Origin of the sequence: Methylobacterium sp. OAE515 (genome assembly GCF_041806315.1) — a bacterium.
In the GTDB taxonomy this organism is placed as follows: Bacteria; Pseudomonadota; Alphaproteobacteria; order Rhizobiales; family Beijerinckiaceae; genus Methylobacterium; species Methylobacterium tardum.
Window position 1 is genome coordinate 1 of sequence record NZ_JBGMUV010000002.1, and the last position, 25,368, is coordinate 25,368.

The 25,368-nt window shown below is 62.7% G+C and carries 16 protein-coding genes and 5 pseudogenes; 6 read left to right on the forward strand and 15 right to left on the reverse strand.

Translation table 11 applies throughout. The features are described from left to right. The coding region (locus ABIE45_RS30210) for a hypothetical protein (protein WP_373622910.1) at positions 1 to 214 on the forward strand (214 nt) is incomplete at its 5' end. 537 nt (positions 215 to 751) lie between these two features. Here the strand turns inward: ABIE45_RS30210 and ABIE45_RS30215 are convergent. Both ABIE45_RS30215 and ABIE45_RS30220 read right to left on the reverse strand, forming a co-directional pair. Beyond that, on the reverse strand, positions 752 to 3,220 hold the full coding sequence (locus ABIE45_RS30215; RefSeq protein ID WP_192711678.1) for a two-component system VirA-like sensor kinase: 2,469 nt from the start codon (positions 3,218 to 3,220) through the stop codon (positions 752 to 754). 486 nt (positions 3,221 to 3,706) lie between these two features. Then, a complete protein-coding gene (locus tag ABIE45_RS30220) occupies positions 3,707 to 4,384 on the reverse strand; it encodes an HD domain-containing protein (protein ID WP_192711679.1) in 678 nt (225 codons plus the stop codon). A gap of 117 nt (positions 4,385 to 4,501) precedes the next feature. Here ABIE45_RS30220 and ABIE45_RS30225 point away from each other — a divergent pair, with 117 nt between their 5' ends. The 3 genes and pseudogenes from ABIE45_RS30225 to ABIE45_RS30235 all read left to right on the forward strand — a co-directional run bounded on the left by ABIE45_RS30225 (position 4,502) and on the right by ABIE45_RS30235 (position 8,299). Further along, a complete protein-coding gene (locus ABIE45_RS30225) occupies positions 4,502 to 5,467 on the forward strand; it encodes a helix-turn-helix domain-containing protein (RefSeq protein ID WP_192711680.1) in 966 nt (321 codons plus the stop codon). Positions 5,468 to 5,930: 463 nt separating this feature from the next. Further along, a pseudogene (locus ABIE45_RS30230) lies at positions 5,931 to 6,163 on the forward strand (IS66 family transposase); the annotation flags it as partial. A gap of 1,275 nt (positions 6,164 to 7,438) precedes the next feature. Continuing rightward, a complete protein-coding gene (locus ABIE45_RS30235) occupies positions 7,439 to 8,299 on the forward strand; it encodes a cytochrome c (protein WP_192711681.1) in 861 nt (286 codons plus the stop codon). Positions 8,300 to 8,486: 187 nt separating this feature from the next. On the opposite strand, the pseudogene ABIE45_RS30240 reads toward ABIE45_RS30235, so the two are convergent. Both ABIE45_RS30240 and ABIE45_RS30245 read right to left on the reverse strand, forming a co-directional pair. Then, a pseudogene (locus ABIE45_RS30240) lies at positions 8,487 to 8,996 on the reverse strand (IS481 family transposase); the annotation flags it as partial. Then, a pseudogene (locus ABIE45_RS30245) lies at positions 8,951 to 10,147 on the reverse strand (IS256 family transposase); the annotation flags it as partial. The pseudogenes ABIE45_RS30245 and ABIE45_RS30240, both read right to left, overlap by 46 nt. 290 nt (positions 10,148 to 10,437) lie before the next feature. Between ABIE45_RS30245 and ABIE45_RS30250 the strand changes: the two are divergent. Continuing rightward, positions 10,438 to 10,542: pseudogene (locus ABIE45_RS30250) on the forward strand (IS481 family transposase); the annotation flags it as partial. On the opposite strand, the pseudogene ABIE45_RS30255 reads toward ABIE45_RS30250, so the two are convergent. Together ABIE45_RS30255 and ABIE45_RS30260 are read right to left on the reverse strand one after the other, a co-directional pair. Then, positions 10,518 to 11,326: pseudogene (locus ABIE45_RS30255) on the reverse strand (IS630 family transposase); the annotation flags it as partial. The pseudogenes ABIE45_RS30250 and ABIE45_RS30255 overlap by 25 nt on opposite strands. Before the next feature lie 151 nt (positions 11,327 to 11,477). Then, on the reverse strand, positions 11,478 to 12,443 hold the full coding sequence (locus ABIE45_RS30260; RefSeq protein ID WP_192711534.1) for a helix-turn-helix domain-containing protein: 966 nt from the start codon (positions 12,441 to 12,443) through the stop codon (positions 11,478 to 11,480). 567 nt (positions 12,444 to 13,010) lie between these two features. Here ABIE45_RS30260 and ABIE45_RS30265 point away from each other — a divergent pair. After that, a complete protein-coding gene (locus ABIE45_RS30265; protein ID WP_192711533.1) occupies positions 13,011 to 13,934 on the forward strand; it encodes a LysR family transcriptional regulator in 924 nt (307 codons plus the stop codon). A gap of 103 nt (positions 13,935 to 14,037) precedes the next feature. On the opposite strand, the gene ABIE45_RS30270 is transcribed toward ABIE45_RS30265, so the two are convergent. From ABIE45_RS30270 to fumC, 9 genes are all read right to left on the reverse strand, one after another. Continuing rightward, a complete protein-coding gene (locus ABIE45_RS30270) occupies positions 14,038 to 15,045 on the reverse strand; it encodes an HlyD family secretion protein (RefSeq protein ID WP_373622911.1) in 1,008 nt (335 codons plus the stop codon). Between the two features lies 1 nt (position 15,046). Continuing rightward, on the reverse strand, positions 15,047 to 15,262 hold the full coding sequence (locus tag ABIE45_RS30275) for a DUF1656 domain-containing protein (RefSeq protein ID WP_373622912.1): 216 nt from the start codon (positions 15,260 to 15,262) through the stop codon (positions 15,047 to 15,049). Then, positions 15,259 to 17,028, reverse strand: a complete 1,770-nt coding sequence (locus tag ABIE45_RS30280) for an FUSC family protein (protein WP_373622913.1) — start codon at positions 17,026 to 17,028, stop codon at positions 15,259 to 15,261. Before ABIE45_RS30280 ends, ABIE45_RS30275 begins: the two co-directional genes overlap by 4 nt. A gap of 140 nt (positions 17,029 to 17,168) precedes the next feature. Next, a complete protein-coding gene (cydB, locus tag ABIE45_RS30285) occupies positions 17,169 to 18,155 on the reverse strand; it encodes a cytochrome d ubiquinol oxidase subunit II (protein WP_192711532.1) in 987 nt (328 codons plus the stop codon). 6 nt (positions 18,156 to 18,161) lie between these two features. Further along, a complete protein-coding gene (locus ABIE45_RS30290; RefSeq protein ID WP_192711531.1) occupies positions 18,162 to 19,574 on the reverse strand; it encodes a cytochrome ubiquinol oxidase subunit I in 1,413 nt (470 codons plus the stop codon). 105 nt (positions 19,575 to 19,679) lie between these two features. Continuing rightward, positions 19,680 to 21,182 (reverse strand): malate dehydrogenase (quinone), encoded by a 1,503-nt coding sequence (gene mqo / locus ABIE45_RS30295; RefSeq protein WP_192711536.1) that lies wholly within the window; start codon positions 21,180 to 21,182, stop codon positions 19,680 to 19,682. A 41-nt stretch (positions 21,183 to 21,223) separates the two neighbouring features. Then, positions 21,224 to 21,619 (reverse strand): hypothetical protein, encoded by a 396-nt coding sequence (locus ABIE45_RS30300; RefSeq protein ID WP_192711530.1) that lies wholly within the window; start codon positions 21,617 to 21,619, stop codon positions 21,224 to 21,226. Positions 21,620 to 21,649: 30 nt separating this feature from the next. Then, on the reverse strand, positions 21,650 to 23,377 hold the full coding sequence (gene poxB / locus ABIE45_RS30305) for a ubiquinone-dependent pyruvate dehydrogenase (RefSeq protein ID WP_192711529.1): 1,728 nt from the start codon (positions 23,375 to 23,377) through the stop codon (positions 21,650 to 21,652). A 342-nt stretch (positions 23,378 to 23,719) separates the two neighbouring features. Beyond that, positions 23,720 to 25,177, reverse strand: coding sequence for a class II fumarate hydratase (fumC, locus tag ABIE45_RS30310; RefSeq protein ID WP_373622914.1), 1,458 nt, complete (start codon positions 25,175 to 25,177; stop codon positions 23,720 to 23,722). Positions 25,178 to 25,368 lie beyond the last annotated feature (191 nt).

Here is a 25,368-nt window from a genome sequence, read left to right on the forward strand (position 1 = left end):
CGCCAATGTGCTGGCAACTTCAACATCCGATTTTTGCAATTTCATCCTGCAATTAATTCCGAATTGTGCGTCCTATGGACGGGCTTGCCGCAAACGCGATCACGCCGACCTTCACGGGCCGTTGGACCTATCTGCTTGGCTTGCTGCTCCATCCTCATTGCCGATCCGTGATCCTCGGGGCGTCTGCCCTGAAGCCGAAGCCGGAGGCTTCTAGCATCTTCCGGGACCGGTGATGAGCCTCCGCCAGTCGGTCCAAGCGTTCGCAGCTGGGCAATATGGTGAGATCCTGTTCTTCCGCGCTCTACACCAGCTCCTCCGACGGTTACTGATCGATGACGCGCATTGCGAGCAGCCCGAGTTCCTCATCCATGCAGCCCTCAAGAAGGGCCAAGCTCATCTTTCTGCCTCTGATCAGGACCACCAGTCTGGCTACGGCACCTCGCAGAGATCTCGCGTTCTCCAAGTCCAATTCCTCTCGATCGGTACCTCGGATGACGCCGTCGTCAGTTGATCGACATGAGGTTGGCAGTGCCACTTGCTGCCGTGCTGGTAGGGACGGTGCGCTCCTCCGATAGATGGTTGAACGGAAAGGATGCGACCCTCCCGCGTGGCGACTGCTCGGTTGATCGTGATGAGCGCGTCTTGCCCGTCTTCGAGGGGATATCGTTTAATAGGAATCGCGATCTGGGGAGATTAGCGGCGTTGTACCATTCAGCTGAATGCAAACGACGTTGCTGCCAATGAGCGAGCATCAACGAGAAGGAATTGAATTAATGTCCGGCGAAGGCTTGGCAATATTTCTCTGTATTAAGCAGGAAAGCGCGTTTAATTGCCATGGTCGAGGCATTATGTCAGCAATTGGAATTGTTGTTAGCTCCTCCGACCTCATGGCGTCAGACGCTGTCACTGAGAGAATGATGGGTCGGCGCGAGAGTGCACTCGCTACTCGAGCAAACTCAAGGCCGGAGCAATTTTGCAAGTGACTCTCTACGATCAGCAGATCGAAGCGCGTCGGCTCGGACCGCAGGGCTGCTAGAGCCGCAGCTGGGTCTTCGTACCCTACTGGCTCATAGCCCAAGGCGGCGAGGGTCTCTTCATCCTCCTCTACCGAAGAGTGCAAACGTCCGATGAGCATCACGGTACCGCCGCTGAACGTGATGTCGGGAGTTGATTGCCAGCGCACAGGCAACCATACTTCAAAGACGCTACCCACGCCTAATTCGCTGTGCACGTCGAAAGCGCCAGCCTGTTCTTGGACGAACTCGTAAGCCGTGGCGAGCCCAAGTCCGGTCCCAGCCGGACGTGTTGTGAAAAATGGCTCGAAGATCCGCGTGAGCGTGGCCTCGTCCATGCCGCAGCCGGCATCGGCCACACGGATTTTGACATACGCACCGGGCCTCAACGTGCCGTGGGTCATGGTCCGGTGCTCGGTCGATCGGACGCTTTCGAGCTGCACTTCGATCGCTCTACCCGGGCTGGATGCCTGAACGGCGTTTCGGATCAGGTTATGGACTACCTGCTGCAGTTGCGCAGGCTCACCTCCGACGGTTACACCCCCTGCGTTCCCGTTCAGGCGGATAGCTGTTGGTAAGGTCGTCGAGGCGTGGAATTGAGCAACTGTCTCAGCAACAATCGCGTCGACGGCGCTCATATGATGCGTTGTGCTGCTGCGCCGCCCGTAATCGAGGATCTGCCCTGCAATTTCCCGCGCCCGGCCGCCGGCCTGGGCCAACAGTTCGATATGCAAGGCTACCCGCCGCAAATCGGCCGGTAGGGCGTCGGCTGCGATCTCGGCATGGCCAAGCATAACATTTAGCACGTTGTTAATGTTGTGTGCCACGCCGCTGGCGAAAGTTCCGATCGCTTCGAGGCGTTGTGCGCGCCGCAGGGCCGCCTCGATGTTGCGTCGCTCAGCGAAAACGTGCTGACGCTCTAGTGCTGCTCCAAAACTGTCCGCAACGACCTGCAGGAGCCTCCGTGAATGACTTAGCCAAAGTGGTAATTCGCTGGTGCTGCGCTCGAAACAAAGCAATGCAATGATCTGTTCCCCTCGACGTAGGCGTACACACGCCCACGATCTAACGCCTCGTTCAGACAAGGCGATTGAGAGATTTTGAGAACCGATATGTTCGTTCGGCTTAACGAAAATGAGATCGTTAAGCTCTGCGCTGATGGACGGGATCAGAGCTTGATGTGCTTGAGGCCAACCAGGAGGTGAGTCTAGACCTGAACGGTTCCACAGGTATGTTGTCCCACTGTCATCAAGCATGAGAATGTAGCTATGGTCCGTACTCATGGCACTGCCAACCGTCGCCAATACTTCGCCGATACAGGAGAAAATCGCATCTGGCTGGCTGGCGAGGAAGCGATTGGCTGCCTGAGCCACGACAGTTTGGAAGGCGATCGTACGGTGCAGGTTGAGGGTTCCCACCCGCATAAGCAGGCCCACGCGGACAACTAGAACTAATAGCGCTAGAGCTGCCGCGTAAAGTGCAAGCTGGTAGCCATCCGCGCGGACCTGCCGCTGGTCTCTCAAAGCGCGGCGGGCCTCCAGGAGAGCCTGACGCGCCGGCTCGCTCGACGAGGCCGGCAGGGAGCGGGTGACGGTGTCGACCTGCGGCAGCAGCTCGAGGAGCTGGCGCCCGTGCAGGACGATGGCGGCGATGTCCGCTCCCCGACCCGCCGGATGGCTGACCGCCGCCAGGGCGTCGAGCCGGGCGCGGATGTCGTCGAGGCGCCTCGGGCTGGACTCCCGGGCGAGTTCCGAGACCCGGATCTGCAGGGCGGCGACCGCCCGGGCGAGCCAGGGATCGATGTCCGGCTCGGACAGGCGGTCGCTGAGGGAATCGAAATAGGCGATCGAGTTCTGCACGAGGGCGTTGCCGGTCTTGAAGCGCTCGACCATCTGCGCCTCGCGGTTCATCGCCTCGGCGAGGGCGCGCACCTCGCGATCGTCCGGCCCGCTCGACGCCCGTATCGCGGCGAGCGCCGCCTGCATCTCCCGGAGATGGGTGACGATCGGATCGTAGTTGCGCAGGAGCCCGGTCCGTGCCCGGAGCACGTCGTGCTGCATCCGGGATTCGGCGAGCGCGAGGGCGTCGATCGTGCGCTGGGTCTGCACGTAGGCGGCGTCCATCTCGCCCTTGCCGTTGACCATCAGCCACGTGAGCAGCCCGGCCAGAAGCACCCCGAGCACGGCGGCCTGCGCGGTCAGCCTCATGGTAACGCGCCGTCCGGTCTTTGGGCGTGCGATATCGGCGCCAAAACCTTACACAAGCTTGGCGGGCCCTGGAAACGAGTGATCGATAAGTCGAAGGTACTCACACGTCCACACGGAATGATGTTGATTCTTGTCGTCTTTATTTTTCATTCATCAGGCAGCAGTAACGATCAGCAAAAATATTGCACGCCTTAGGGTCATAGGGCCGGCCGGGATCTCCCGGCCGACAAAATTTCAAAGTACTTCGTTGCTGCGATGCAGGGATGCGTAACTTAAGAACACATAACAATCAAAGTAGATCGCTCCATTCCACGATTGTGGCTGCAGAACGTTTGATCATCGTTTTTCATAAGCGGTGACCATCTTTATCAGAGAGTCGTATCTCTTAAGTTTCGGCGCCTGATTTGGTGGAGCCGCCCTGTTGGATAATGCAAGAATCCACGCAGACGAACGTGAGCTCTCTAGAACTGTAAAGGAGTATTTGGATCAGCCGTGCTGGCCGCAGCCGCAGCCCGCCGCATGCGCGCCGCCGGGCCAGCGGGAGGCGCGGATCACGCTGCAGAAATTCCCCTTGCGGAAGCCCGGCTCCTTGTCGGCGATGACATCGGCCTTCACGTTGCCGAAGGTGGTGTCCGGCTTGTGCCGGATGCCGTCGTAGAAGGCTTGGATGATGTCCTCCTTGAAATCCGCCGTGCGGGGAAAGGCGGAGACGACCGCCTCCCGCTCGGCATCGGAATACTGGCTGTAGGTCAGCCCCAGCACATCCATCTCGACGCCCGCCGTGACCAGGGCGACCACCGGATGCATGTGAACCGGAATGCCGGGCGTGGTGTGGAGCGCGATGGCCGTCCAGACGGTGTAGACCTCCGCCTCGGGCACGCCGTGCGCCTTCAGGAAGTCGCGCGCGGCGTTGGCCCCATCGACCTCGAAGCGTTCCTCGGCGCTGCTGTGCTCGGGCATCAGACCGAGATCGTGGAACATGGCGCCCGCGTAGAGCAGCTCGCGGTCGAAGGTCAGGCCGCGATGCGCGCCGGCGAGCGCGCCGAACTGATAGACGCGGCTCGAATGGTTGAAGAGCAGCTCGGTCTCGCTGTCGCGGACGAATTCGGTGATCGCCCGAGCGAGGGTGCTGTCGGGGATGACGGCCTCGGAACGGATGCTCATGGAGGGATTCCTTTGCGCTGGCGGTCCTCATGCGCTACGAAGCTTCGGACATGACATCAATCACCGTGTCACGATGATTTCTGCCAAACTGCCTGCATCCCCGGCCACGGAGCCCGCATGGCGCCCCGATCGATCGCCCTCCTCGCCGTGCCCGACGTCCAGCTCCTCGACGTGGCCGGTCCGCTCGACGTCTTCGCCGAGGCGAATGCGCAGAGCGGCCGTGACGCCTACAGCCTGTCGCTCATCGGGACGGAGCCGGGCCCGATCACGACCTCGTCGGGCCGGCGCCTGATCGCCGACCTCGTGGCCCCCGCCGAAGCCGGCGCAGCCTTCGACACGCTCCTCGTCGCCGGAGCGCCCCGGATCCACGAGGCCGCAATCGCGGCCGATCTCCTCGCCTGGCTCGCCGACGCGGCGGCACGGAGCCGGCGCTACGGCTCGGTCTGCAGCGGCGCCTTCCTGCTCGGGCAGGCCGGTCTCCTCGACGGCCGGCGGGTGACGACACACTGGGCCGTGGCGGAGATGCTGGCCGCGCGCTACCCCGGCGCGCGGATCGAGCCCGACGCGATCTGCCTGTTCGACGGGCCACTCCGGACCGCGGCCGGCGTCACGGCGGGGCTCGACCTCGCCCTGGCGCTCGTGGAGGAGGATCTGGGTGTCGAGATCGCCCGCCGGGTGGCGGCTCAGCTCGTCATGTTCTTCAAGCGCGGCGGCGGCCAGATGCAGTTCAGCCGCCGCGGCGTCAGCGCGCCCAGCGGCCGCTCCGCCCTTCAGGAGGTACAGCGCTGGGTCGCCGCCCACCCGGCGGAGGACCACGGCGTCGAGCGGCTCGCCGCCAGGACCGGGATGAGCCCGCGCCATTTCGCGCGCGTGTTCCGCACCGAGACGGGCCTGACCCCGGCCGCCTACGTCGAGACCGTGCGGATCGAGGCGGTGCGCCGCCTCCTCGAGACCCGAGACATCGCCCTGAAGCAGGTCGCGGGCGCCTGCGGGTTCCGGGATGCCGACACGCTCCGGCGCGCCTTCACCCGGCGGGTCGGCACGAGTCCGGCCGAGTACCGGCGGCGGCACGGACGTTCTTGATGCATATGGGTCTAGAGATTACACGTGTCGCCTCTTATCGGTAAATATTTAGAAGCAAAATCTGCCGGCAGCTGTATAAATATACCTAATTCGTGAGACTTATTATTATATACTTGTATGACAATAACTTATAATCGTGTTTGCAAAAATCGACAATAAATAACATATAACAGTTGATCATTTTAGTACGAATATAATTGTAACTTAGAGCGTGTTATGAACCTGTGCTCTGGTAAGCCGTTGATCCAATTGACGCCTAGAGCCAGCTAGTTTCATCCGCACGACGGTTTTCTTCATGAACGAAGCATCCGGTCCTGGGCGCCAAGCCATTCAGAGACTAGGCAGGGCATCTGTATTAGATGCGCGTCAGCTGGCGTAAGTGATCCTCGCTGGAGGGTCCATAACACGCTCTAGATGAATTACCACATCCTTGCAGAGAGTCGGTGTTGCTGGTCCCTATGACATGAGGTGCCGCGAACTGGAACGGCTGAGCAGCGAGGAGTTGATCGAACTGGTGCTGCGGCTGCAGCGGCTTGAGAGAATTTCCCGCACCTCGTCCAGGCCGCCCGCGACAGATCGAAAAGAGCAACGCGCCAGTCCAATTCCGGCGTCACCAAGCTCGATCATGAGAGCCAGCGCTGGGTGATGAGCGATAATCCTGATACGATCGTTGAGCATCGTCCGGAGACTTGCGCGTTCGATTACAGATCTGTGACAGATACAGAAGGAATATTCTGATCAATAAAAACTTTAGACTTGTATTTACCTAGGACATTTCCGGATTTGCTGCGAAATCATCTCTCCACGACCAACAAACGCCGGAACCAGCCATTTTGGCCGCTGGGAGCCGGCATTTAAAGCGCCAATCATTTCAACTGAAGCGCGAATGACATCGATTTGTAAGGCGGGGCTTATATCTCGATTCGAGTCCTGCCGTTCTGAATGATATCCAAAAAAATATTCCATAGTGGCGGTTGCTGAAAAATCGTCGTCGCGTCGCACAAGACGTACATCTGGAGCATGCTTCTACCAAGGATGGATCTATTCTATGATCGAAAAGCTTTCAGAATCCATGATATACATTGCTTTCGCTCTCCTCTTAGCCGCTGTAACAATAATAATCTATCAGTTTCCAGTCCATTCTGCGCCATCACATGTAGAATATATCAAGTATCACGATACTGACGCCGATTTTCAATAGATATTATCTACTACTAATTCATTGATGATTTTCGAATTTCAGCTCGGTGCTGCTGGAATGTCTGAACATCTCTGGAATTCATGAGATTTTAATTCTACGAAGTTCGCCCCGTTCGATACAGAGAGCGGGGCGCCTGAAAAGGTTCTCTCGTCGACTAACTGCACTCTATTCCTGTGTGGCTCATTGCCGTTGTTACTAGAATGAGGTGATCATCTCGATGTGTTCGACGCAGGGTAGACCGCTCTCACTCGCCAAACGGCCGGTCACGGGCTGCACCGTTGCGCAAAGCTCCCAACTCCAGCGTGCTCATCCACCCTGCGAGTCCACTCCCGGCTAAGCTGCCTACTCACTGTAGCCACGGTGCTTGTCGCTTGTATTCTGAGCGAAATGGAAGGTGCACGCGGGCCCGCAGAACAAGCTCAAGCTTTGCCGGTGGTGCGAGCTGTTCGCCAGACTAGGTGCACATAACAGTTGAATTTCTTGATCAGCAATGCACGTAAGACTATCGCGGCCCATTGATTCGAAAATTGCTACAGAATTTTAGCATTATCTACATATGCGATCCAAATATTTTTGGACGACATGACTTCATTACAGATGTAATCCGAAATGACCGAATAATCCATCTAAAATGCTTGAAACAATGCAAGGAAGGCGATAGGTGCTCATAATCTTTGGAACAGGAAGCGTGATGTAGCATAAACCAATAGATATAATGTGGTCCATCCTACGTCTGGCAAATTCGAGTTTTGACATAAGAGGATATTTGCATGCGTCCAGAGTTTACATGTCCCATATTCTGCTTTGCATTGTGCATGTTTATAAGTGCGTCCGCTGCAAATGACGTCGGGAATTCCAAAGAGCAGCCTCTCTCAATAGTGTCTCTTCAATCGACGAAAAACTTTACGATAAATGATTTGCTTGCGAGGAGTGATGTTACAGATATAAAAATCGAAGGAGATGTCTATCACGGTGAGATCAAGTACCGTGCAGTGCCTCTCCTATCTTTGTTAGATTTACGAACAAGTTCGAATCATTCGGTGCTAGAAGTAAGGGCTCGTGATGGGTTCATCGGTGAAATACCACTATCTTTAGTGGAAGACAGTCTTGATGGCGGATCTACAGCTTATATAGCAGTTGAGGAGCCCAAGAATCTTTGGCCTCCACTGCCTCATCAGACCGTTTCCGCTGGTCCATTCTATATTGTTTGGATGCACCCCGAGGTTTCAGGTGTCAGCCACGAACAAGCCCCTTACCAAGTGGTCAGCATCACTCTTGTAGATGAAGCAATCCGTCGGTGGCCGCAGTTATTGCCGTCAAACCATCTGCCAAATGACAGCCCTCTAAGATATGGCGAGAAAGTTTTCGAGGATTACTGCTTTCCTTGTCATCAGATGAAAAGAGCTGGAGTAAGCCACTTGGGACTCGACTTGGGTTTGTTGCCCGGCAAATCTACCCTCGGCTCTGGAGAGCTGCGTTCGATCATACGAAATCCGCGCGGGGGAGGGCGGTCGATTAGTATACAAATGCCTGCATTTGACGAGAAATCATTGTTGCCGAATCAGTTGGATGCTCTCTTGTTGTATCTTGACTCCATGCGCAGCGAAGCCTCAGTAAGGTCGCATCAATGATCGTTTGTCTGGATGCGAGACCCGCTTGGCGCGTGCGACTACTTTGAGGGCTTTCGGGAGTGCATCCGGGTCCGGCGGTTTGGTGACGGGCTTGGCGAGCTCAGGCTTCGCCTCAGCCGCTCGCGCAGGATCCTGTCGGGTGAGCGGCCTTTCAGAACGCGCTGACGGCGGCTGTTGTAGGCGACATTGAGGCGCGGTCGATGGCGACGTACAGGTAGCGCTTGCGCAGGACGCGGTCGCGATCCTCCGGCTTGGGCAAGTGCTTCACATCGACGTGGATGAAGCCGACTTCGTCGTCCCTGAAGCTGCCGTGCGGTTTGCGCGTGCGCCGAGCGGGCAGCAGCCGGTTGAGGCCCTCGGCCTTGAGGATGCGGTAGACCGTATCCCGGTTCAGATGCGGCAGGAAGTGCGTGAGGATGAAGGTGAGATCGTCGAGGGGAAAGCCTGTGCTGCGGCGGAGCGCGCACACGATGGCACGCTCCTCATCGCTGGCTTTCCACGGCAGCTTATGAGGTCGAGCGGAGCGGTCCTGGCAGTCGCCTGGACCGCGCTTGCGCCACTTGCGGATGGTCTCGGTGGAGACGCCGCAGCGCTTGGCCAGCACGCCGGAGCTCTCATGCGAGCCGGCGATCTCGGCTCGAACGGCAGTGAGCGCTCGCCGAAGATGACGGCGAACTGCGCCTTGGCCATGACCCACTCACGCGGGCCCATCTTCCACGCCTTCTCGGAGCGGTTCAAGACCAGGTAGAGCAGCTTCAGCGCGGCCTCGTCGGTCGGGAAGTGACCGCGGGCGTGCACGGCCCGGCGCAGCGTGGCGTTCAGGGCCTCTATGGCGTTCGTCGTGTACAGGATCCGGCGAACCTCGCCGGGGAAGCCGTAGAACGGGATCACCTCGCCCCAGGCCCGTCGCCAGCTCTGGGCGATGGCCGGGTAGCGCCGACCCCATTCACCCGCCTCTAAGGCTGCTAGCGCCGCCTCGCCAGCCGCGGCATCGAGCGCGCGGTAGATGTCCTTCAGCGCTCCCGCCACGAGCTTGCGGTCCTTGTAGGAGACGAAGTCGAGGCTGTGGCGCAGGAGGTGGACGATGCAGGTCTGGACCAGCGCCTCGGGGAACACCGCCCGGATCGCGTCGGGGAAGCCCTTCAGGCCGTCGACCACGGCCAGCAGCACGTCCTCGACGCCGCGGTGCCTCAGCTCGTTCAATGACCCGCAACCAGAACTTGGCCCCCTCGTTCTGCTCCAGCCAGAGCCCGAGGATCTCCTTGGAGCCGTCGGCGCGCACGCCCAGCGCGATGTGGACGGCCTTGTTGCGGACCACGCCCTCGTCGCGCACCTTGATCCGCAGGGCGTCGAAAAACACGATCGGATAGACCGGCTCCAGCGGCCGGGCCTGCCAGGCGGCGACCTCCTCCAGGACTGCGTCGGTCACCGCGCTGATCAGGTCGGGGGAGACCTCGATGCCGTAGAGCTCGCGCAGGTGCGCGACGATCTCCCGGGTGCTCATGCCGCGGGCGTACAGCGACACGATCTTATCGTCGAAGCCGGGAAAGCGGCGCTGATACCGGGCGATCAGCTGCGGATCGAACGTCGCCTGCCGGTCGCGCGGGATCGCCAACTCGATCCGGCCTGTCTCGGTGGTGACCGTCTTGCGGCCATAGCCGTTGCGCGTGTTGCCGGCGTCCTCGCCCTCCAGCGGTGGTCCATCTCGGCGTTGAGCGCCCGCTCGGCCAGGGCCTTCTTCAACTCGTCCAGCAGGCCATCGGCCTCGAAGGCCGTCTTCGGATCGGCCCCGGCCAGGAGCTGGTCCAGGATCGCGCCTGGGATACGGGGTGCTTTTCGTCGTGCCATCGGGAACCTCCTTCGGGTCCACTATGGCCGCCCCCACACGAAATTCCTGACGGTCCCCAGGGGTGGTACGAGCTTGGGGGTGGATGGCAGGCATCAGCGGGCCCTCCGGCGGGAGCCGCGGCAGCCGTCAAAGCGCCAAGAAAGCGCCAAGCATGCTCCTCGATTGCCTAACGCACCCGGTCCCAACGACGTTCCACTACCAAACAACTAGCGAGGTAAACTCGAACTGCTAGGTGTTTGATCCCGCGGTGTGGTGGTACTGTTGACCATCATTCTGCGAGGGATGCGCTATGGGCCAAGTTCTCCACGGCAGCGCCCGCACGACGGAGGCGGTCCGTCGCGCAATACAGCTACGTCAAGAAAGTGTGAGAGCGGCGGCCATCCCGATCGGGTTGAAGTCGGGCGAGTAGGCCGGGAGGTAGAGCAGCCGGGCTCCCACCGCCTCGATCCGCTCGCGGACGCCGCTGACCTTGTGAGCCGGCAGGTTGTCCATGACGACCGTGTCGCCGGGCTGGAGCGTTGGAGCGAGCACGTCGGCCACGTAGGTGCGGAAGGCCTGTCCGTTCATGGCACCGTCCAGCAGCCAGGGTGCGGTGATGCCGCTGGTGCGCAGACCCGCCGTGACGGTGGTTGTTTTCCAATGGCCCTGCGGCACGCTCATCCGGCAGCGTTCGCCCCGTGGAGCGCGCCCGTAGCGCCGGGCCATGGCGGTGTTGACTGCGGTCTCGTCGATGAACACGAGGCGATCCGGGTCGAGGTCGAGTTGGCCCTCGAACCACGCCTCGCGCGCAGCTCTCACGTCCTCCCGGTCCTGCTCGGCCGCGTGGCCTGTCGTTTTTTTCGCGAGATGCCGTGGCGCTTGAAGAAGCGCGAGAGGCTACTCTGAGCCACGCAGATGCCGTGCTCGGCCAGAGCCGCATGGAGTTCGTGCAGGTAGATGCCGGGCTGCGCCTCGTAGAGGGAGACGATCAGGTCCGCCTGGGCCTCGATCTGGTGCGAGCGCTGATCGCCGCCCATCGGCTTGGGCGCGACGTGGCCCTCACGGGTGAAGCGCTCACACCACCGACTGGCGCTCGCCAGGCTGACCCCAAAGCGTTCGGCAGCTTTGTGCCGGGAGGCGCCGGCCGCGATGGCACCGACCACGCGCTGACGCAGATCGACGGACAGGGCTGAGGACATCGGCGCTCTCCTTCGCCGACCAACCCTTCACCTCGCCAGGCGTTTCATCACGCTCGGACGGTGCTCTAGGCGGCTCTCGTCGAATGTCTGCCGTTGGATGAGGCCCGGCTGATCAGTAGTCTCTATAGCAGTTTCGACAACCAGCCCACTGTCAGGAGCGTGCGTGCCGGCGACGGTATTCCGCTGGTGTCGTGCCGACCCGCCGCATGAATGCGCGTCGGAGCGTGTCGGCGTCGCGAAACCCGCAGGCACCTGCAATCTGCTTCAGCGCGACGGAATCTGTCTCAAGAAGGCGGCGAACGGCTTCGATCCGGATAGTCTCGACATAGACGGCCGGTGTCAGATCCATTTCAGCTCGGAACAGCCGCGCGAAATGACGCGGGCTCATCCCCGCCCGCTCGGCGAGGTGTCTGACGCCGTGATCCTCGGCCGGATGACTGGCGACCCAGCGCTGCACCTCCTGCAGAGCCGAACGGCCGACCGGAGCACTTGTCCCTCGGCGGCTCAGCTGTATTTGGCTACCACCGCGCTTGAAAAACATGACCAATTGCGCTGCGACCCGCTGAGCGATGTCCAAGCCTAGATCCTCGCCGACCAGTGCAAGAGCAAGGTCGAGCCCAGCTGTGGCCCCTGCCGCGGTGCGCAGGGGCCCGTCGAACAGACAGATCGCATCGGGCTCAACGAAGGTCTTGTGAAACCGTTCGGCTAGTGCCTTCGCCATGGCCCAGTGTGTCGTCACCCGATAGCCGTCGAGCAGGCCGACTTGCCCGAGGAGAAAGGCTCCGCTGCAGACTGAGCCGTAGCGCCTGCAGTGCGCTACAGTTCGTCCCAGCCACTCCAACAGGTCGGCTCCTACCTTCGCTTCGAGAACCCGAGGCGCGCCGGCCACCAAAAGAGTGTCAAAGTGCGTCGGCGCAGTTTCTGGTGCAACGAAATCCGAAACGAGACTTCGCCCAGACGAGGTCATTATATGACCGGGCTCGGTCCCGACGACCGCCAGATTATAGACGTCTCGGCCGCTCTGAATATTCGCTTCCGCAAAGACGTCGAGCGGACCGGCCACATCGAGAAGTTGGGCGCCTGGAAGCACCAAGATTGCGATGGATCGGGGTGCCATGCAGGGTCCGTAACTGATAATGCGCGTACAATGACAAAAAGGATGGGAAGGAGACGATTTGTGCTGTCCGAACAAGCTCCGGGCTGGTGGAGCGCTCCAGCGCGAAGGACTACTGTTCGCTAGCTTTCGTTATGAGGTCGTCATCTTTGGCAGCACGCTCGCTCGAACAACCGCCGAATTCATGTGCTCAGCGAGACTGCGCTTCAAGAGTTTGAACCTCGATTTTTTATCCCCAACAGTGAAACTGGCGTGGTTCTGATCAAAGGACTTCATGGGACTCCTCATCAGAATTTTCGCAGCAGAAGGAAGCATGTCGACGTTGTCTCTTCAGATTAAGAGGGTATTGGCCTGTAAGCATCGCATAGTGCAGAATAGTCCTAGGAGATGCGTGGCAGGCCCGCATTTTCTTGCGGAAATGCTTTTGTCTGTAAATAGATTTACTCCGTCGACATCTGGCAATCAAGCATCTTCGAGCAATTTTGTTCAGTCTTATTTTATAATGGGGCACGCATAAAGCCATAAGTCCGTGCTTATATATCAGGCTTCCGCGCGTGTAGATTCCGATGTATGGAAATCCGACCTCACCAGCGGAGTAGCCCCCTGACCGGTTCCGATCTGTTCACCTCCGAGCGCATCAACATGGTGCGAACGTTGGCGCGATCCGGCAGCGTTTCGAACGCGGCTTATGAGCTTGGCGTCAGTCAACCAGCAATCAGTCAGCAGCTTGGTAAGCTGGAGCAAGAGCTTGGACACAAACTTTTCAATCGAGCCGCGCGGCGATTCACTCTGACTCCCGAGGGGGAAGCCTTTTTGATTTTTGCGCACGGTATTAGGCATATCGATGTTGAAGCGAGGCGCCATTTTTCTCAGCTACAAACACACAGCACACTTCATCTTGGGCTAGTGGAAGAATTCATTAGGATACGTTTGGCGCATATTTTGGCGCTGTTCGTAAAGGAATTCGCGAATGCGCAGGTTGTAATTAGCGCCAATTTGACCGAACGCTTGGTTTCCGACTTTGATGGAGGGCAATATGATTTTGTTATAGCAAACGCGATCAGGTCCACCCGTGGGAGTTTGTTGCGTCAGTTTGAGGTGGTGTGGATCGGCCGCGAAAATGTACTAGCCAGCGCCGTACCCCTGCCCCTTATCCTAGCTCCTCAGCCTGCGCCGTTTCGCGAGGTTGCCCTGGAAACTCTGCGTGCTCAGGGGCGCCCCTGGCGTATAGTGTTTGAGAGCGCGAGCCTCAGCGCTCGGGAGGCTGCTGTGCTTGCAGGAATCGGGGTATCAATAACGTCGCGACTAATCGTGCCGAAAGGTGCAATTATTTTAGACGAAGCTTCAGGATTGCCTACCTTGCCTTCGCTTGATCTGTTTATGTTGGAGCGTCAACCCAGAAATACGGATGACGAGGTGGTTCCTGCGATGCGTGAAGTCATACGATCCGTCTTTGAGACGTTAGGTAAGCTAGGTCCGTCTATGGATCAGTAGTGATTATAGCATGGCTCGTTCCGTTCTGAGAAGATGGGATATTTCAGGGCATATAAGAAAACCGTATTTGATTAGGACTTAATAAGTAGTTAGTATAAAGTATTTACCCGCGAAAATTATCCCAGTTCTGTTGATCCTGGTGTGGTAGGCAGCTGTTGCTGGCAGATTCACCTAATAGGCGTTCCGTCATCATCGGAGTTATTTTCAAGGGCCCCCTAGATAGGATCGCGATGTTTGCCGTCATGCCGGCCATCAACACAATAGGGCAGGGTACATTATCGAGGTCGATCCGGATCGGCACCCGTTGCGCTAGCCGGACCCAGGTGAAAATCGGATTGACCGACGGCAACCCCTGAACCCCTGGCGCGGCGTCCGCGACGCTGATACCGCGGCCGAAACCCGTCACATGACCCCAAATGGCCAGATTGGGCCACGCCATCAGCGAAACCCGCGCGGCATCACCCTCGGCAATGCGTGGTAGCTGTGTTTCCTCGAAATAGCCCTCGATCCAGAAGCTGTCACCGTCGACCAGGGTCAGAGCCGGCTGTCCCGTGGCGGCGAACCCGCCCTCCCGTAAGAGCAGGTTAGTAATCCAGCCGTTCACGGTGGCCCGCAGGGTCGTGCGCTCCAGGTTGAGCCGCGCCTGCGCCAGCGCGCCTTCCGCTTGGACCACGTTGGCCTGGGCGGCTTCCGCTTGTCCGCTGGTCGTCTGCTTCTGCTGCGGGGTGGTGGCGAGATCGTCGAGATCAGCCGTGCGGCGCGCGATCCCTGCGAGGTACCCGGCTTGCGCCCGAGCGCTGGCGAGAGCGCCCTCAGCCTGGGTCACGGCGTTCCTGAACGTGCCAGGGTCGATCTCGAACAGAACGTCGCCCTTGCGGACGAACTGGTTGTCGTGGACGCGGACCGCCACCACCGTTCCGGAGACCTCGGGCGCCACTTGCACGGTGTAGACGCGCACGCGCCCGTCCCGGGTCCAGGGCGTGTAGGCGTAGTAGAGGAAGGCGAGATAGGCGAGGCCCGTAGCAGCCGCGAGGGCCAGCAGGGTGGCGGCGACGTTGTAGGCGGGCGGCGGCTGCCAGTCGCGCAGGGATGATCGCGGCTTCGCGGCCATGTCACGGACCCTGGACGCGCAGCGATAGGATCAGCAGGGCCGTCACGGCGGTCAGGAGGCTGAAGTCGAACAGGGCGCGGTTCCAGACAAGATGGTTGATGCCGATCCAGTCCAGGATCCAGCGTAGGCCCCAGGTGATCGCCAAGGCGGTCAGCAGGCAGATCACACCCGGCTCGACGAAGAGCCCCAGAACGTCGACCGCCCGCAATCCGATCACGCCCGCACTCCCGGATCGAGGGTTGGCCAGCCCGCACGGTCGAGATCCGACACGAGGCTGGCCAACGCCCTGATGCGCTCCGCCTGGAGCGACAGGGTCGCCCGATCGGCGAGATCGCGCAACGGATCCGGTGCCGTCATCGGCCCCGCCGGGCAGGACGCGGCGAGCCGCGCCCAGACCGCCCGGCCGGCGCGGCGGCCCTCACAATCATCCGTCTCTCGCAAGGCCAGCAGCAGGAGCCCGATGACGAGCAGGCGCTCGCCGCTCCGGGCTGCCGCGTCGTCCGCGCCGATGATGGCGAGCCGGCCGAAGCCGCGGCTGAGATAGCGGTCGAGCGGCGGCAGCAGGATCGCCGGGTCGAAGGCGGCGCCGCGCACCGATCGGACCAGCCGGCGGCGAGCCCGCAGCTGCAGGATCGCGGCGCTCACAGGCGGCGGCAGGGCGGCGAACGCGATCGTCGCCGCCCCCATCCCGAGCAGCTCGGCCAACACGGTGTTGAGCGAGTCTGCGAGGTCGTAGGTCATCGGGTTTTTGGGATCGAGCACGCCGAAGACGAAGAAGCCGAAACCGATGCCGTAGATCGCGCGCTTGTCGGCGCGACCGACCACCGCCAGCATCGCGACCGGCAGCAGCACCGCGGCCAGCAGCGCGAAGCTCCCGGTGGTAGTCAGCAGGGTGTAGCGCAGGGTGAGCCCGACCACGGCCGCGAGCAGTGCACCGACCAAAAAAGCGCGGGCTTCCGCTCGCGGGTCGGCGTGGGCGGCCAAAAGGACGCAGAGGAGGCTCGCCCAGGTCGCGGCGCCGGCCCCGTTCGACCAACCGGCAACGTACCAGAAGCCGTTCACGAGTAGGACGGCGGCCGCAGTGCGCAGACCGTTGTCGACGGCGTGCCAGCCATCCCAGTCCAGGTCGTTCCAGAGGACCAGGTGCGGGCGGTACGGCACCCGCCGCCGTCCCATGCGGCGCCCCGCCCGCAGGAGCCGCGCCGAGATCCGGACGCGCCCGATCTGCCGAACGGCGATCGCGCCGCCGGCGCCGATGAGGTCGGTCGAGCGCGATCCCGGCCGGTCCGGTAGAAGCGCCCGCAGCAGGCCGGCGGCGAGCACGCGCCGCAGCCGGGGGGCGGCGTTGCGGATGCTCCCGCCCCCGGAGCGGAGGGAGGGCTGCTCGGTGAATGTGTCGGTGACATCCTCGCCCAGCGTCATCACGGCGCCAATCGGCATTGGGCCGGGCCGCTCGCCCCGCCGCAGGGCAGCCATCCAGGCGTCGCAGGCTTCGGCGGCCGCCTCGAGCCGCGCCGCCAGGGCGCGGCTGACCGCGGGGACGCCCGGAGCCACGAACACATTCGACGCGTAGGCACAGCCGATCCCGAGCAGGATCGTTGAGCAGCGATCGACACCGGTGTTGAAGACAGCCTCTGGATGCTGCACATCGGCCAGCGCAATGATCGGTACCGTAAAGCCCATCAGCGCAAAGCCATAGGCACGCTGGCCACTCTCTACGCTGGAGGCCGCGGTGAGCAGGCCCATCCACAGAGCGAGGGCGAGGTTGAAGGCCAGGGTCGCTTGCGCCAAATTGGCCACCAGGACCATCGCGACGGTGACGCCCACGAGCGTGCTGCCAGCCCGCCACAAACTCTTGCGGAGGGAGGCCGCTCGGGTGGCGAGCGTGACCGAGATAACCGTCCAGCCGGCCCAGTGCGGTAGCGTCAGTTCGAGCGACATGGCGAGCCAGATCGCCGCAATGACGGTGAGGGAGATCCGCACCGCCTCTGCGGCCTCCCGCGGCCACCACCAAAGGCGGTGCCTGAAGCTATCGATGGCCGTAGATCGGACTTCCGGTGCGGCATCACTAGCCATGGCGCACCCCTACCGGCCAGTGCAGGGCTGGGAACTCGGTAGCGAGTTCAATCATGATGTGCGGCGACGTCAACCTTACCCTTGAACACCCGGTAGACCACCAGTGTGTAAATCAGCGTGATCGGCAGGACCACGACGCCTGCACCCCAGAACATGAAAGACAGGCTCGCCTCCGGCGCCGCCGCTTCGTTCACAGTGATTGCGAACGGCACCATGTAGGGCAGGAACGAGGCGGCCAATGTCGCGAAGGCGGCGGCGAAGATCAGCGTCACAAGCGGGAAGGGTAGGGCGTCGATCCGGCGTCGCACCGCGAACAAGAGACCCGCACAGGCGGCAGCGCCCAGGAGCGGCAGGATCAGCATCTCCGGTCGTTCGATCCAGCGGTGGAGCACCCGTAGGTTCATCGCCAATGCGTATGCGAAGGCGATACCCAAGAAGACCAGTACGCCGAGCAGGAATCGCGGCAGCAGCCGGAAGCCGAGGTCGCGCACGTCAGCCTCGGTCTTGTTGCACAGCCACGCCGCGCCTAGCAGCGCGTAGCCCAGGCACAGGCCGAGACCGCAGAGCAGTGCAAAGGGCGACAGCCACGTAAACGGTCCGCCGGCATACTGCCCGTCCCGCACCGGCAGTTCCTGCACTAGTGCCCCCACCGTCACGCCCTGCACGAAGCTGGCGCAGAATGAGCCGCCTACGAATCCCGCATCCCAGATCCATCGCAGCCGCCGCGACTTGTAGCGGAACTCGAAGGCGACGCCGCGTAGGATCAGCGCCGCGAGCATGAGAAGGAGTGGCAAGTAGAAGGCCGAGAGCAGCAGGGCATAGACCGTCGGGAAGGCGCCGAACAGGATCGTGGCGGCAAGGACCAGCCAGGTCTCGTTGCCGTCCCAGACCGGGGCGATCGCCTGCATCATGTGGCGGCGCGCCGTCTCGTCCGGGGCTATCCCGAACAGCATGCCGACACCGAGGTCGAATCCGTCGAGCAGCACGTAGAGCATGAGGGTGAGGGCGAGGGCGGCGGCCCAGAACTCGATCATGGTCGCTCACTCCGCCGGTGCGCCGCTGGGGGTGCCGGGGCTGCCGCCCGGAACGGCGAGTGGCCGCTTGGGATTGGCGGCGGCGCCGGCGTGCTCCGGCGTCGGCAGGATGCCGGCCCTGAGCATACGGTAGATGTAGACGGTGCCGGCCGCGAAGATCAGCGCGTAGATCGCGCTGAACACGGCGAGCGAGGTGGCGACCTGCGGGGAGGTCAGGAACGGGGTTGCCGCGTCGGCGGTGCGCAGCTGGCCGTAGACTGTCCAGGGCTGGCGACCGACCTCGGCGGTGAACCAGCCGGTCAGCGTCGCGACGAAGCCCAGCGGGAACGACAGGAAGATGCCCCATTGCAGCCAGCGCGCCCGTTCGAGCCGGCCAGTGGCGTAGTAGGCCATCCCGCCCCAGGCCAGCGCCAGCATCAGCAGCCCGCAGCCAACCATGATCCGGAACGTAAAGAATGGGATCAGCACCGGCGGCCGGTCGGCCTTCGGGATGTCCTTCAGGCCGATTACTTTGCCGGTGAGGGTGCCGTCGTCGATCAGGCTGCCGATCGGGGCGGGCAGCGCGATGACAAAGTGGTTCTTCTCCTGCGCCTCGTCGGGCCAGGCGATGATGATCTCGCCCGCAGGGGCATGGCTCTCCCAATGACCTTCGATGGCGGCAATCTTCGAGGGCTGGTGCCGGACGACATAGTCGCCCGTCAGATGGCCGAAGAAGAGCTGGATCGGGACGAGCAGGCAGGCCAAGCCGAGCCCCATCCGAACCATGGCACGGGCTTCGATCCGGTCATTGCCACGCAGCAGGTACCACGCTCCGGTCGCTGCCACGCAGAAGCTGGTGGTGACGTAGGCGGCGAGGACCATGTGGGGAAAGCGGACCCAGACGACCGCGTTGAAGATGATCGCCCACCAGTCGGTCGGCTCGAACACCCCGTCGGACCGCATGGTGAAACCGGTCGGGTACTGCATCCACGAGTTGTTCACGAGGATCCAGAACGACGACAGGCTAGTGCCGAGGCAGACCATCAAGCAGGCAAACAGGTAGAACCAGCGCGGCACCCGCCTGCGGCCGAACATCAGCACGCCGAAGAACGAGGCCTCCAACGCGAAGGCCGTGAAGCTCTCGTAGCCGAGGAGCGGCCCCTGGATCGAGCCGGTGCGGCGGGACAGCTCGCTCCAGTTGGTCCCGAACTGGAACGCCATGACGATGCCGGAGACGACGCCGAGCCCGAAGGCGACCGCGAAGGTCTTGAGCCAGAAGTCGAACAGGCGATCGTAGACCGGCTCGCCCGAGATCATCGCCCGCGCCTGGAGAAAGGCGAGCCAGGCCGCCAGCCCGACCGTGAAGGCCGGGAAGATGATGTGGAACGAGACCGTGAAGGCGAACTGGATGCGTGACAGCATCAGGGCAGAAATGTCCATCGATCCTCACTTCAGGGCATGGACGTACGTTCTGCAGCCCGGAGAGGGTGCAATGGTCCGTCAGATGAGCGGCGAGGCGGCCGGGAGAACTGCCTCGCGGAAGTGTCAGACGTTCTCGATTTGTAGGACCGGCGCGGTCTCAGCCCGACTGCGCCGGCAGGCCTCGGCGTCCCGCTTGAGGTCGATGCCGTAGGTCGGGATCACGGCCTTCAGCCGGGGCAGCCAGCCGTCCGGCGTCAGCCGGTCGGCGAAGCACTTCTCCAGCACCTCGACCGCGATGAACGCCGCCGTCGAGGCGCCGGGCGAGGCGCCGAGCAGCGCACAGATCGAGTTGTCTTGCGCGGCCACCAGCTCGGTGCCGAACTCAAGGCGGCCTTGCTTTAGCGGGTTGGTTTCGCCGGTCGGCTTGATCGTCTGCACCCGCTGGTCGGCGACCGCCTTGGTCCAGTCTTTCCTCAAGGCCTTGGGGAAGAACTGCTTGAGGGTCGCAAACTGGTGTTCGGAACTCTGGAGCACCTGGCCCACGAGGTACTCGGTGAGCGCGACGTTGTCCTTGGCGACGTCGAGCAGCGGCACGATGTTGTGCGGCTTCAGCGCGGTGAACAGGTCGGTGAGCGACCCGTGCTTGAGGAAGCGCGACGAGAAGCCCGCGTAGGGCCCGAACAGCAGCGAGCGCTGGCCGCCGACGATGCGGGTGTCGAGGTGGGGCACCGACATCGGCGGAGAGCCGGACGGGGCCTTGCCATAGACCTTGGCGTGGTGGCGCGTGCTGACCGCATCGACGTCGCAGCGCAGCCAGATCCCCGAGACCGGGAAGCCGCCATAGCCGCGCCCCTCAGGGATCTTGGAAGCCTGCAGCAGCGGCAGCGAGCCGCCGCCCGCGCCGATGAACACGAACTTCGCCGTCACGGTCTGGCGGGTGCCGTCGTAGGTGTCCTCGACGGTCACGGCCCAGCGGTCGTCGTCGACCCGGTCGAGGGCGACGACCTTGCGGTTGTAGTGGACGGCGAAGCCGGGCTGCGCGGAGAGCTGCTTGACCAGCAGATGCGTGAGGGCGCCGTAGTCGACATCCGTTCCCGTGACGATCCGGGTGGCGGCGATCGGCTCGTCGAGATTGCGGCCCTCCATGATCAGCGGCGCCCAGCCGGCGATGACCTGCGGGTCCTCGCTGTATTCCATGCCGTGGTAGCAGTGGTGCGCCGACATCGCGGCGTAGCGCGCCTTGAGGAAGGCGACGTTCTCGGCCCCCCAGACGAAGCTCATGTGCGGGCAGGGATGGATGAAGGCGCGGGGATCGGGGATCACGCCCTTCTTCACCAGATGCGCCCAGAGCTGGCGGGAGATGTCGAACTCGGTGTTGACCTCCAGGGCTTTGGCGATGTCGACGCTGCCATCGGGGCGCTGGGGCGTGTAGTTCAGCTCGCAATTGGCCGCGTGGCCGGTGCCGGCGTTGTTCCAACCTTGCGAACTCTCCAGACCACAATCGTGCAGCGTCTCGAACATCGCGATCCTGAGCGATGGCTCCAACTCCTTCAGCAGCGTGCCGAAGGTCGCGCTCATGATCCCGGCGCCGATCAGGACCACGTCGGGATTGTCGTCGTAGATCATGCCGGTCATTGCGGGACTCCTCACACCGCGCTCTGGGGATTTCACTTGCCGTCCCGAACGAAGGGCAGCCGGGCCTCGGAGCCGGGGGCGAGGATCACGTAGGCCCGGCACCAGGGCTCGTCGTTGACGAGGCGCCAGGAGTGGCCGGAGCCGGCCGTGTCCTCGGCGATAAGGATGTCGCCGGGGCGGATGGTGAAGTGCGCGCCGGCTTTCGTCTGGAAGTCGAGGGTGCCGCGCAGGGTGATGACGAACTGCTTGGTCGGAGCGGGGTGCCACGCGTAGGTGCCGCCGGGCTGCGTCTCCCGGAAGGAGATCGAGACCACGTCGGTCCTGCCGCTGAGAATGTCGCCGCGCTCGCCGTGAGGCAGGTCGATGACGCCCTCCTCGAAGTGGGAATTGTCGTCGTCACCGGTCCAGATGCGTACGCAGCGAATCATTGGGCAGAACTCCGGCTTCGGAAGGGCGCTTCAGCGCCACAGGTTGGTCTTGGCGAGGTCGATGATCTCGGTCCCGCGCCCGTCGATCACCGCCTTGGCGAGCCACAACCCGAAACCCACTACCTGCTCGGCCCCGATTTCCGGCGGCATCGCTAGTTCCTGGCGGGCCGAGACGACGTCGAGGAGGGCTGGGCCGTCGTGGTCAAGCATCGCGCGCATCGCGTCCGGCAGCGCGGCCGGATCCTCGACGCGCTGGGCGTGGATCCCGGCCCCGCGGGCCATGGCGGCGAAGTCCGGGTTCACCAGCTCGACGCCGGTCTCGAGGAAGCCCGCGGCCTTCATCTCCAGCTCGACGAAACCGAGGGTGCCGTTGTTCAGCACTACGATCTTCACCGGCAGCCTGTGCTGGTTGAGGGTCAGCAGGTCGCCCATCAGCATGGCGAAGCCGCCGTCGCCGGAGAACGAGATGATCTGCCGCCCGGGATAGGCCGCCTGCGCGCCGATCGCCTGCGGAAGGGCGTTGGCCATGGAGCCGTGGTTGAGCGAGCCGATCAGCCGGCGTTTGCCGTTCATCGCGAGGTAGCGCGCCGCCCAGATCGTCGGCGTGCCGACGTCGAAGGTGAAGACCGCGTCCTCGGAGGCCGCCTCGCTGAGCGTTTGGGCGACGTATTGCGGGTGGATCTTGCCGCCGGGCTTGCCGACCGCCAGGGCGTCGAGCCCGGCGCGGGCCTTGCGGTAATGGGCAAGGCTGTCGTTGAGATGCGCCCGGTCGGTCTTCGCCCGCAGCTTCGGGAGCAGCGCCGCGATCGTCTCGCCGACATCGCCGATCAGGCCGAGATCGATCCGGCAATGGCGCCCGAGGCTCTCGGCCCGCAGGTCGACCTGCGCGACCTTGGCGTCCTCCGGGTAGAACTGGCGGTAGGGGAAGCCGGTGCCGAGCAGCAGCAGGGTGTCGCAGTCGAGCATCGCCCGGTAGCCCGACGAGAAGCCGATCAGGCCGGTCATGCCGACGTCGTAGGGATTGTCCCACTCGACGTGCTCCTTGCCGCCGAGCGCGTGGACGACCGGCGCCTTCAGCGCCTCGGCGAGCTGCAGCAGCTCCGCGTGGGCGCCGGCGCAGCCGCGTCCGCAGAACAGGGTCACGCGCCCGGCCGCGTTGAGCATCCCGGCGAGCGCGTCGAGGTCGGCGTCGTGCGGGCGTACCATGGCCGGGGGCGGCACCAAGGCGGCGGACAGCTCGGGCGCCCCGCCCGGCATGGCCATGAGGCCGACATCGCCCGGGATCACCACCACGGCGACCCCGCGCTCGGCGATGGCGACGCGGATCGCGGTCTCGATCACGCCGGGCAGCTGGGCCGGCGAGGAGACCAGCTCGCAGTAGTGGCTGCATTCCTGGAACAGGTTCTGCGGATGCGTCTCCTGAAAGTAGCCCCGGCCGATCTCCGCCGAGGGGATCTGGGCCGCGATGGCCAGAACGGGCACGCGGGAGCGGTGCGCGTCGAACAGGCCGTTGATCAGGTGCAGGTTGCCCGGCCCGCAGGAGCCGGCGCAGACCGCGAGTTCGCCGGTCATGTGCGCCTCGGCGCCGGCCGCGAAGGCGGCGCTCTCCTCGTGGCGGGTGTGGATCCAGGCGATCGAGCCGTCCTGGCGCAGAGACTCGGTGAGACCGTTCAGGCTGTCGCCGACCACGCCGTAGATGCGCCTAACCCCAGCCTGCGCCAGCGCCCGGACGAACAGGTCCGCCACTTTAGTAGCCATCGTTCTCTCTCCAATATGCGCTGACGCCGATCCGTCTAGGTCACTTCGGTTCGCAACCGATGCAGATGCTGTCGTCGATCCGGTCCATCGCGCGTTCCTCGCGTGTGGGACGGTCGGGGTGCTCGGTCGCTGTCGGACTTGCTGCGCGGTCAGGCGGCATCGTCGTGCCGGTCGTCGTCGTGTTCGGGGCCGTTTCGGTCGAGAGCGGACCGCCGCCCGTCCCGGTCCGGTCCGTCTGAGCTTGAGCCTCGATGGCGGTCAGAAGGAGAGCAACGACTAGAAGGACGCGCATTTCGCAGCCTCACATCAACAGATCAGTGGAACAGACGAGGAGTGGAGCACTTAGGCACCGGCCAGCCCATGACCGATCATCGCCTTCGGATCGCAGACCGCGTCGAAGCGCTCGGCCGGAACGCCTTCGGCCAGGGCGGCCTCGCGCAGCGTCGTACCTTCATCGCTGGCACGGTGGGCAATCTTGGAGGCGAGGTCGTAGCCGATCACCGGCGACAGGGCGGTCACCAGCATCAGCGACTGGTTCACGGTCTCGTCGATGCGCTTCCGATTGAGTTCGGTGCCCTCGACCGAGAAGGTCCGGAACTTCTCACAGGCATCGCCCAGCACGCGGATCGAATGCAGCGTGTTGTTGATGATGATCGGGCGCATCGCGTTCAGCTCGAAGTTGCCCTGCGAACCCGCGAAGGCGACCGCGTTGTCCTCGCCGATCACCTGGATGCAGACCATCACCAGGGCCTCACACTGGGTCGGGTTGACCTTGCCGGGCATGATCGAGGAGCCCGGCTCGTTGGCGGGCAGAAGCAGCTCGCCGAGGCCGCAGCGCGGGCCCGAGGCGAGCCAGCGCATGTCGTTGGCGATCTTCATCAGCGCGACCGCGAGCCCGCGCACCGCCGCCATGGCGGCGACCATGGCGTCCAGCGACCCTTGCGCGGCGAACTTGTTCGGCGCCGTGACGAACGGCCTGCCGGTGAGTTCGGCGATCTTGGCGGCGATCTCGGCGCTGAAGCCCTCCGGCGCGTTGAGGCCGGTGCCGACCGCGGTGCCGCCGGCCGCGAGCTTGTACAGCCCAGCGCGCGACGCCTCGACCAGGGCCAGCGCGTCGCGCATCTGCGCCACGTAGCCCGACCATTCCTGGCCGACCGTCAGCGGGGTCGCGTCCTGGAGGTGGGTCCGGCCGATCTTGACCACGTCCATCCAAGCCTGTGCCTTGGCGTCGATTGCGTCGGCGAGCGCGTGCGCCTGCGGGAGGAGGACCTCGTCGAGCTCCAGGACCGTGGCGATGTGCATCGCGGTCGGGAAGGTGTCGTTCGACGACTGGCCCATGTTGACGTGGTCGTTCGGGTGGACCGGGCTCTTGGAACCGAGCTCACCGCCGAGGAGCTGGATCGCGCGGTTCGACAGCACCTCGTTGACGTTCATGTTGGACTGGGTCCCGGAGCCGGTCTGCCAGACGTAGAGCGGGAAGTTCGCGTCGAGCTTGCCCGCGATCGCCTCGTCGGCGGCCTGGACGATGGCCTGCGCGCGCCAGTCCTCCAGGCGCCCGGCGGCGGCGTTGACCAGGGCGGCGGCCTTCTTAACGTAGCCGTAGGCGTGGTAGACCCGCTTGGGCATGCGATCGTTGCCGATCGCGAAATGCTGGAGCGAGCGCTGGGTCTGCGCTCCCCAGTAGCGGTCTGCCGGAACGTCGATCCCGCCCATCGAATCCGTCTCGCGACGCATTCCCGCCGCAGAAAGACCAATCGGGGTTTTAGCGGAGAGCGGATGCATTGAGTGATTTGGCCGCATAGCTGACCTCTCAGTTTTACCGATTAAAAGGAGTTTTTCGGTCCTGGCCAAATAAAACTAGGCTTCGATCTAAAATATGAATTCCGAAATCTCCACTTTTAGCGTCTCGCAATCATTCAAAAACTGATTTCGAAGACTGTATTCACTGGGAATATGAGATGATAATGTAACAATTATGCCATAACATGATC

Excerpts from the sequence above, each read along its gene's own strand:
- ABIE45_RS30215 (WP_192711678.1), bottom strand. The coding sequence starts at position 3,220 with ATGAGGCTGACCGCGCAGGCCGCCGTGCTCGGGGTGCTTCTGGCCGGG.
- ABIE45_RS30220 (WP_192711679.1), bottom strand. The coding sequence starts at position 4,384 with ATGAGCATCCGTTCCGAGGCCGTCATCCCCGACAGCACCCTCGCTCGG.
- ABIE45_RS30225 (WP_192711680.1), top strand. The coding sequence starts at position 4,502 with ATGGCGCCCCGATCGATCGCCCTCCTCGCCGTGCCCGACGTCCAGCTC.
- ABIE45_RS30235 (WP_192711681.1), top strand. The coding sequence starts at position 7,439 with ATGCGTCCAGAGTTTACATGTCCCATATTCTGCTTTGCATTGTGCATG.
- ABIE45_RS30260 (WP_192711534.1), bottom strand. The coding sequence starts at position 12,443 with ATGGCACCCCGATCCATCGCAATCTTGGTGCTTCCAGGCGCCCAACTT.
- ABIE45_RS30265 (WP_192711533.1), top strand. The coding sequence starts at position 13,011 with ATGGAAATCCGACCTCACCAGCGGAGTAGCCCCCTGACCGGTTCCGAT.
- ABIE45_RS30270 (WP_373622911.1), bottom strand. The coding sequence starts at position 15,045 with ATGGCCGCGAAGCCGCGATCATCCCTGCGCGACTGGCAGCCGCCGCCC.
- cydB (WP_192711532.1), bottom strand. The coding sequence starts at position 18,155 with ATGATCGAGTTCTGGGCCGCCGCCCTCGCCCTCACCCTCATGCTCTAC.
- ABIE45_RS30290 (WP_192711531.1), bottom strand. The coding sequence starts at position 19,574 with ATGGACATTTCTGCCCTGATGCTGTCACGCATCCAGTTCGCCTTCACG.
- mqo (WP_192711536.1), bottom strand. The coding sequence starts at position 21,182 with ATGATCTACGACGACAATCCCGACGTGGTCCTGATCGGCGCCGGGATC.
- ABIE45_RS30300 (WP_192711530.1), bottom strand. The coding sequence starts at position 21,619 with ATGATTCGCTGCGTACGCATCTGGACCGGTGACGACGACAATTCCCAC.
- poxB (WP_192711529.1), bottom strand. The coding sequence starts at position 23,377 with ATGGCTACTAAAGTGGCGGACCTGTTCGTCCGGGCGCTGGCGCAGGCT.
- fumC (WP_373622914.1), bottom strand. The coding sequence starts at position 25,177 with ATGCGGCCAAATCACTCAATGCATCCGCTCTCCGCTAAAACCCCGATT.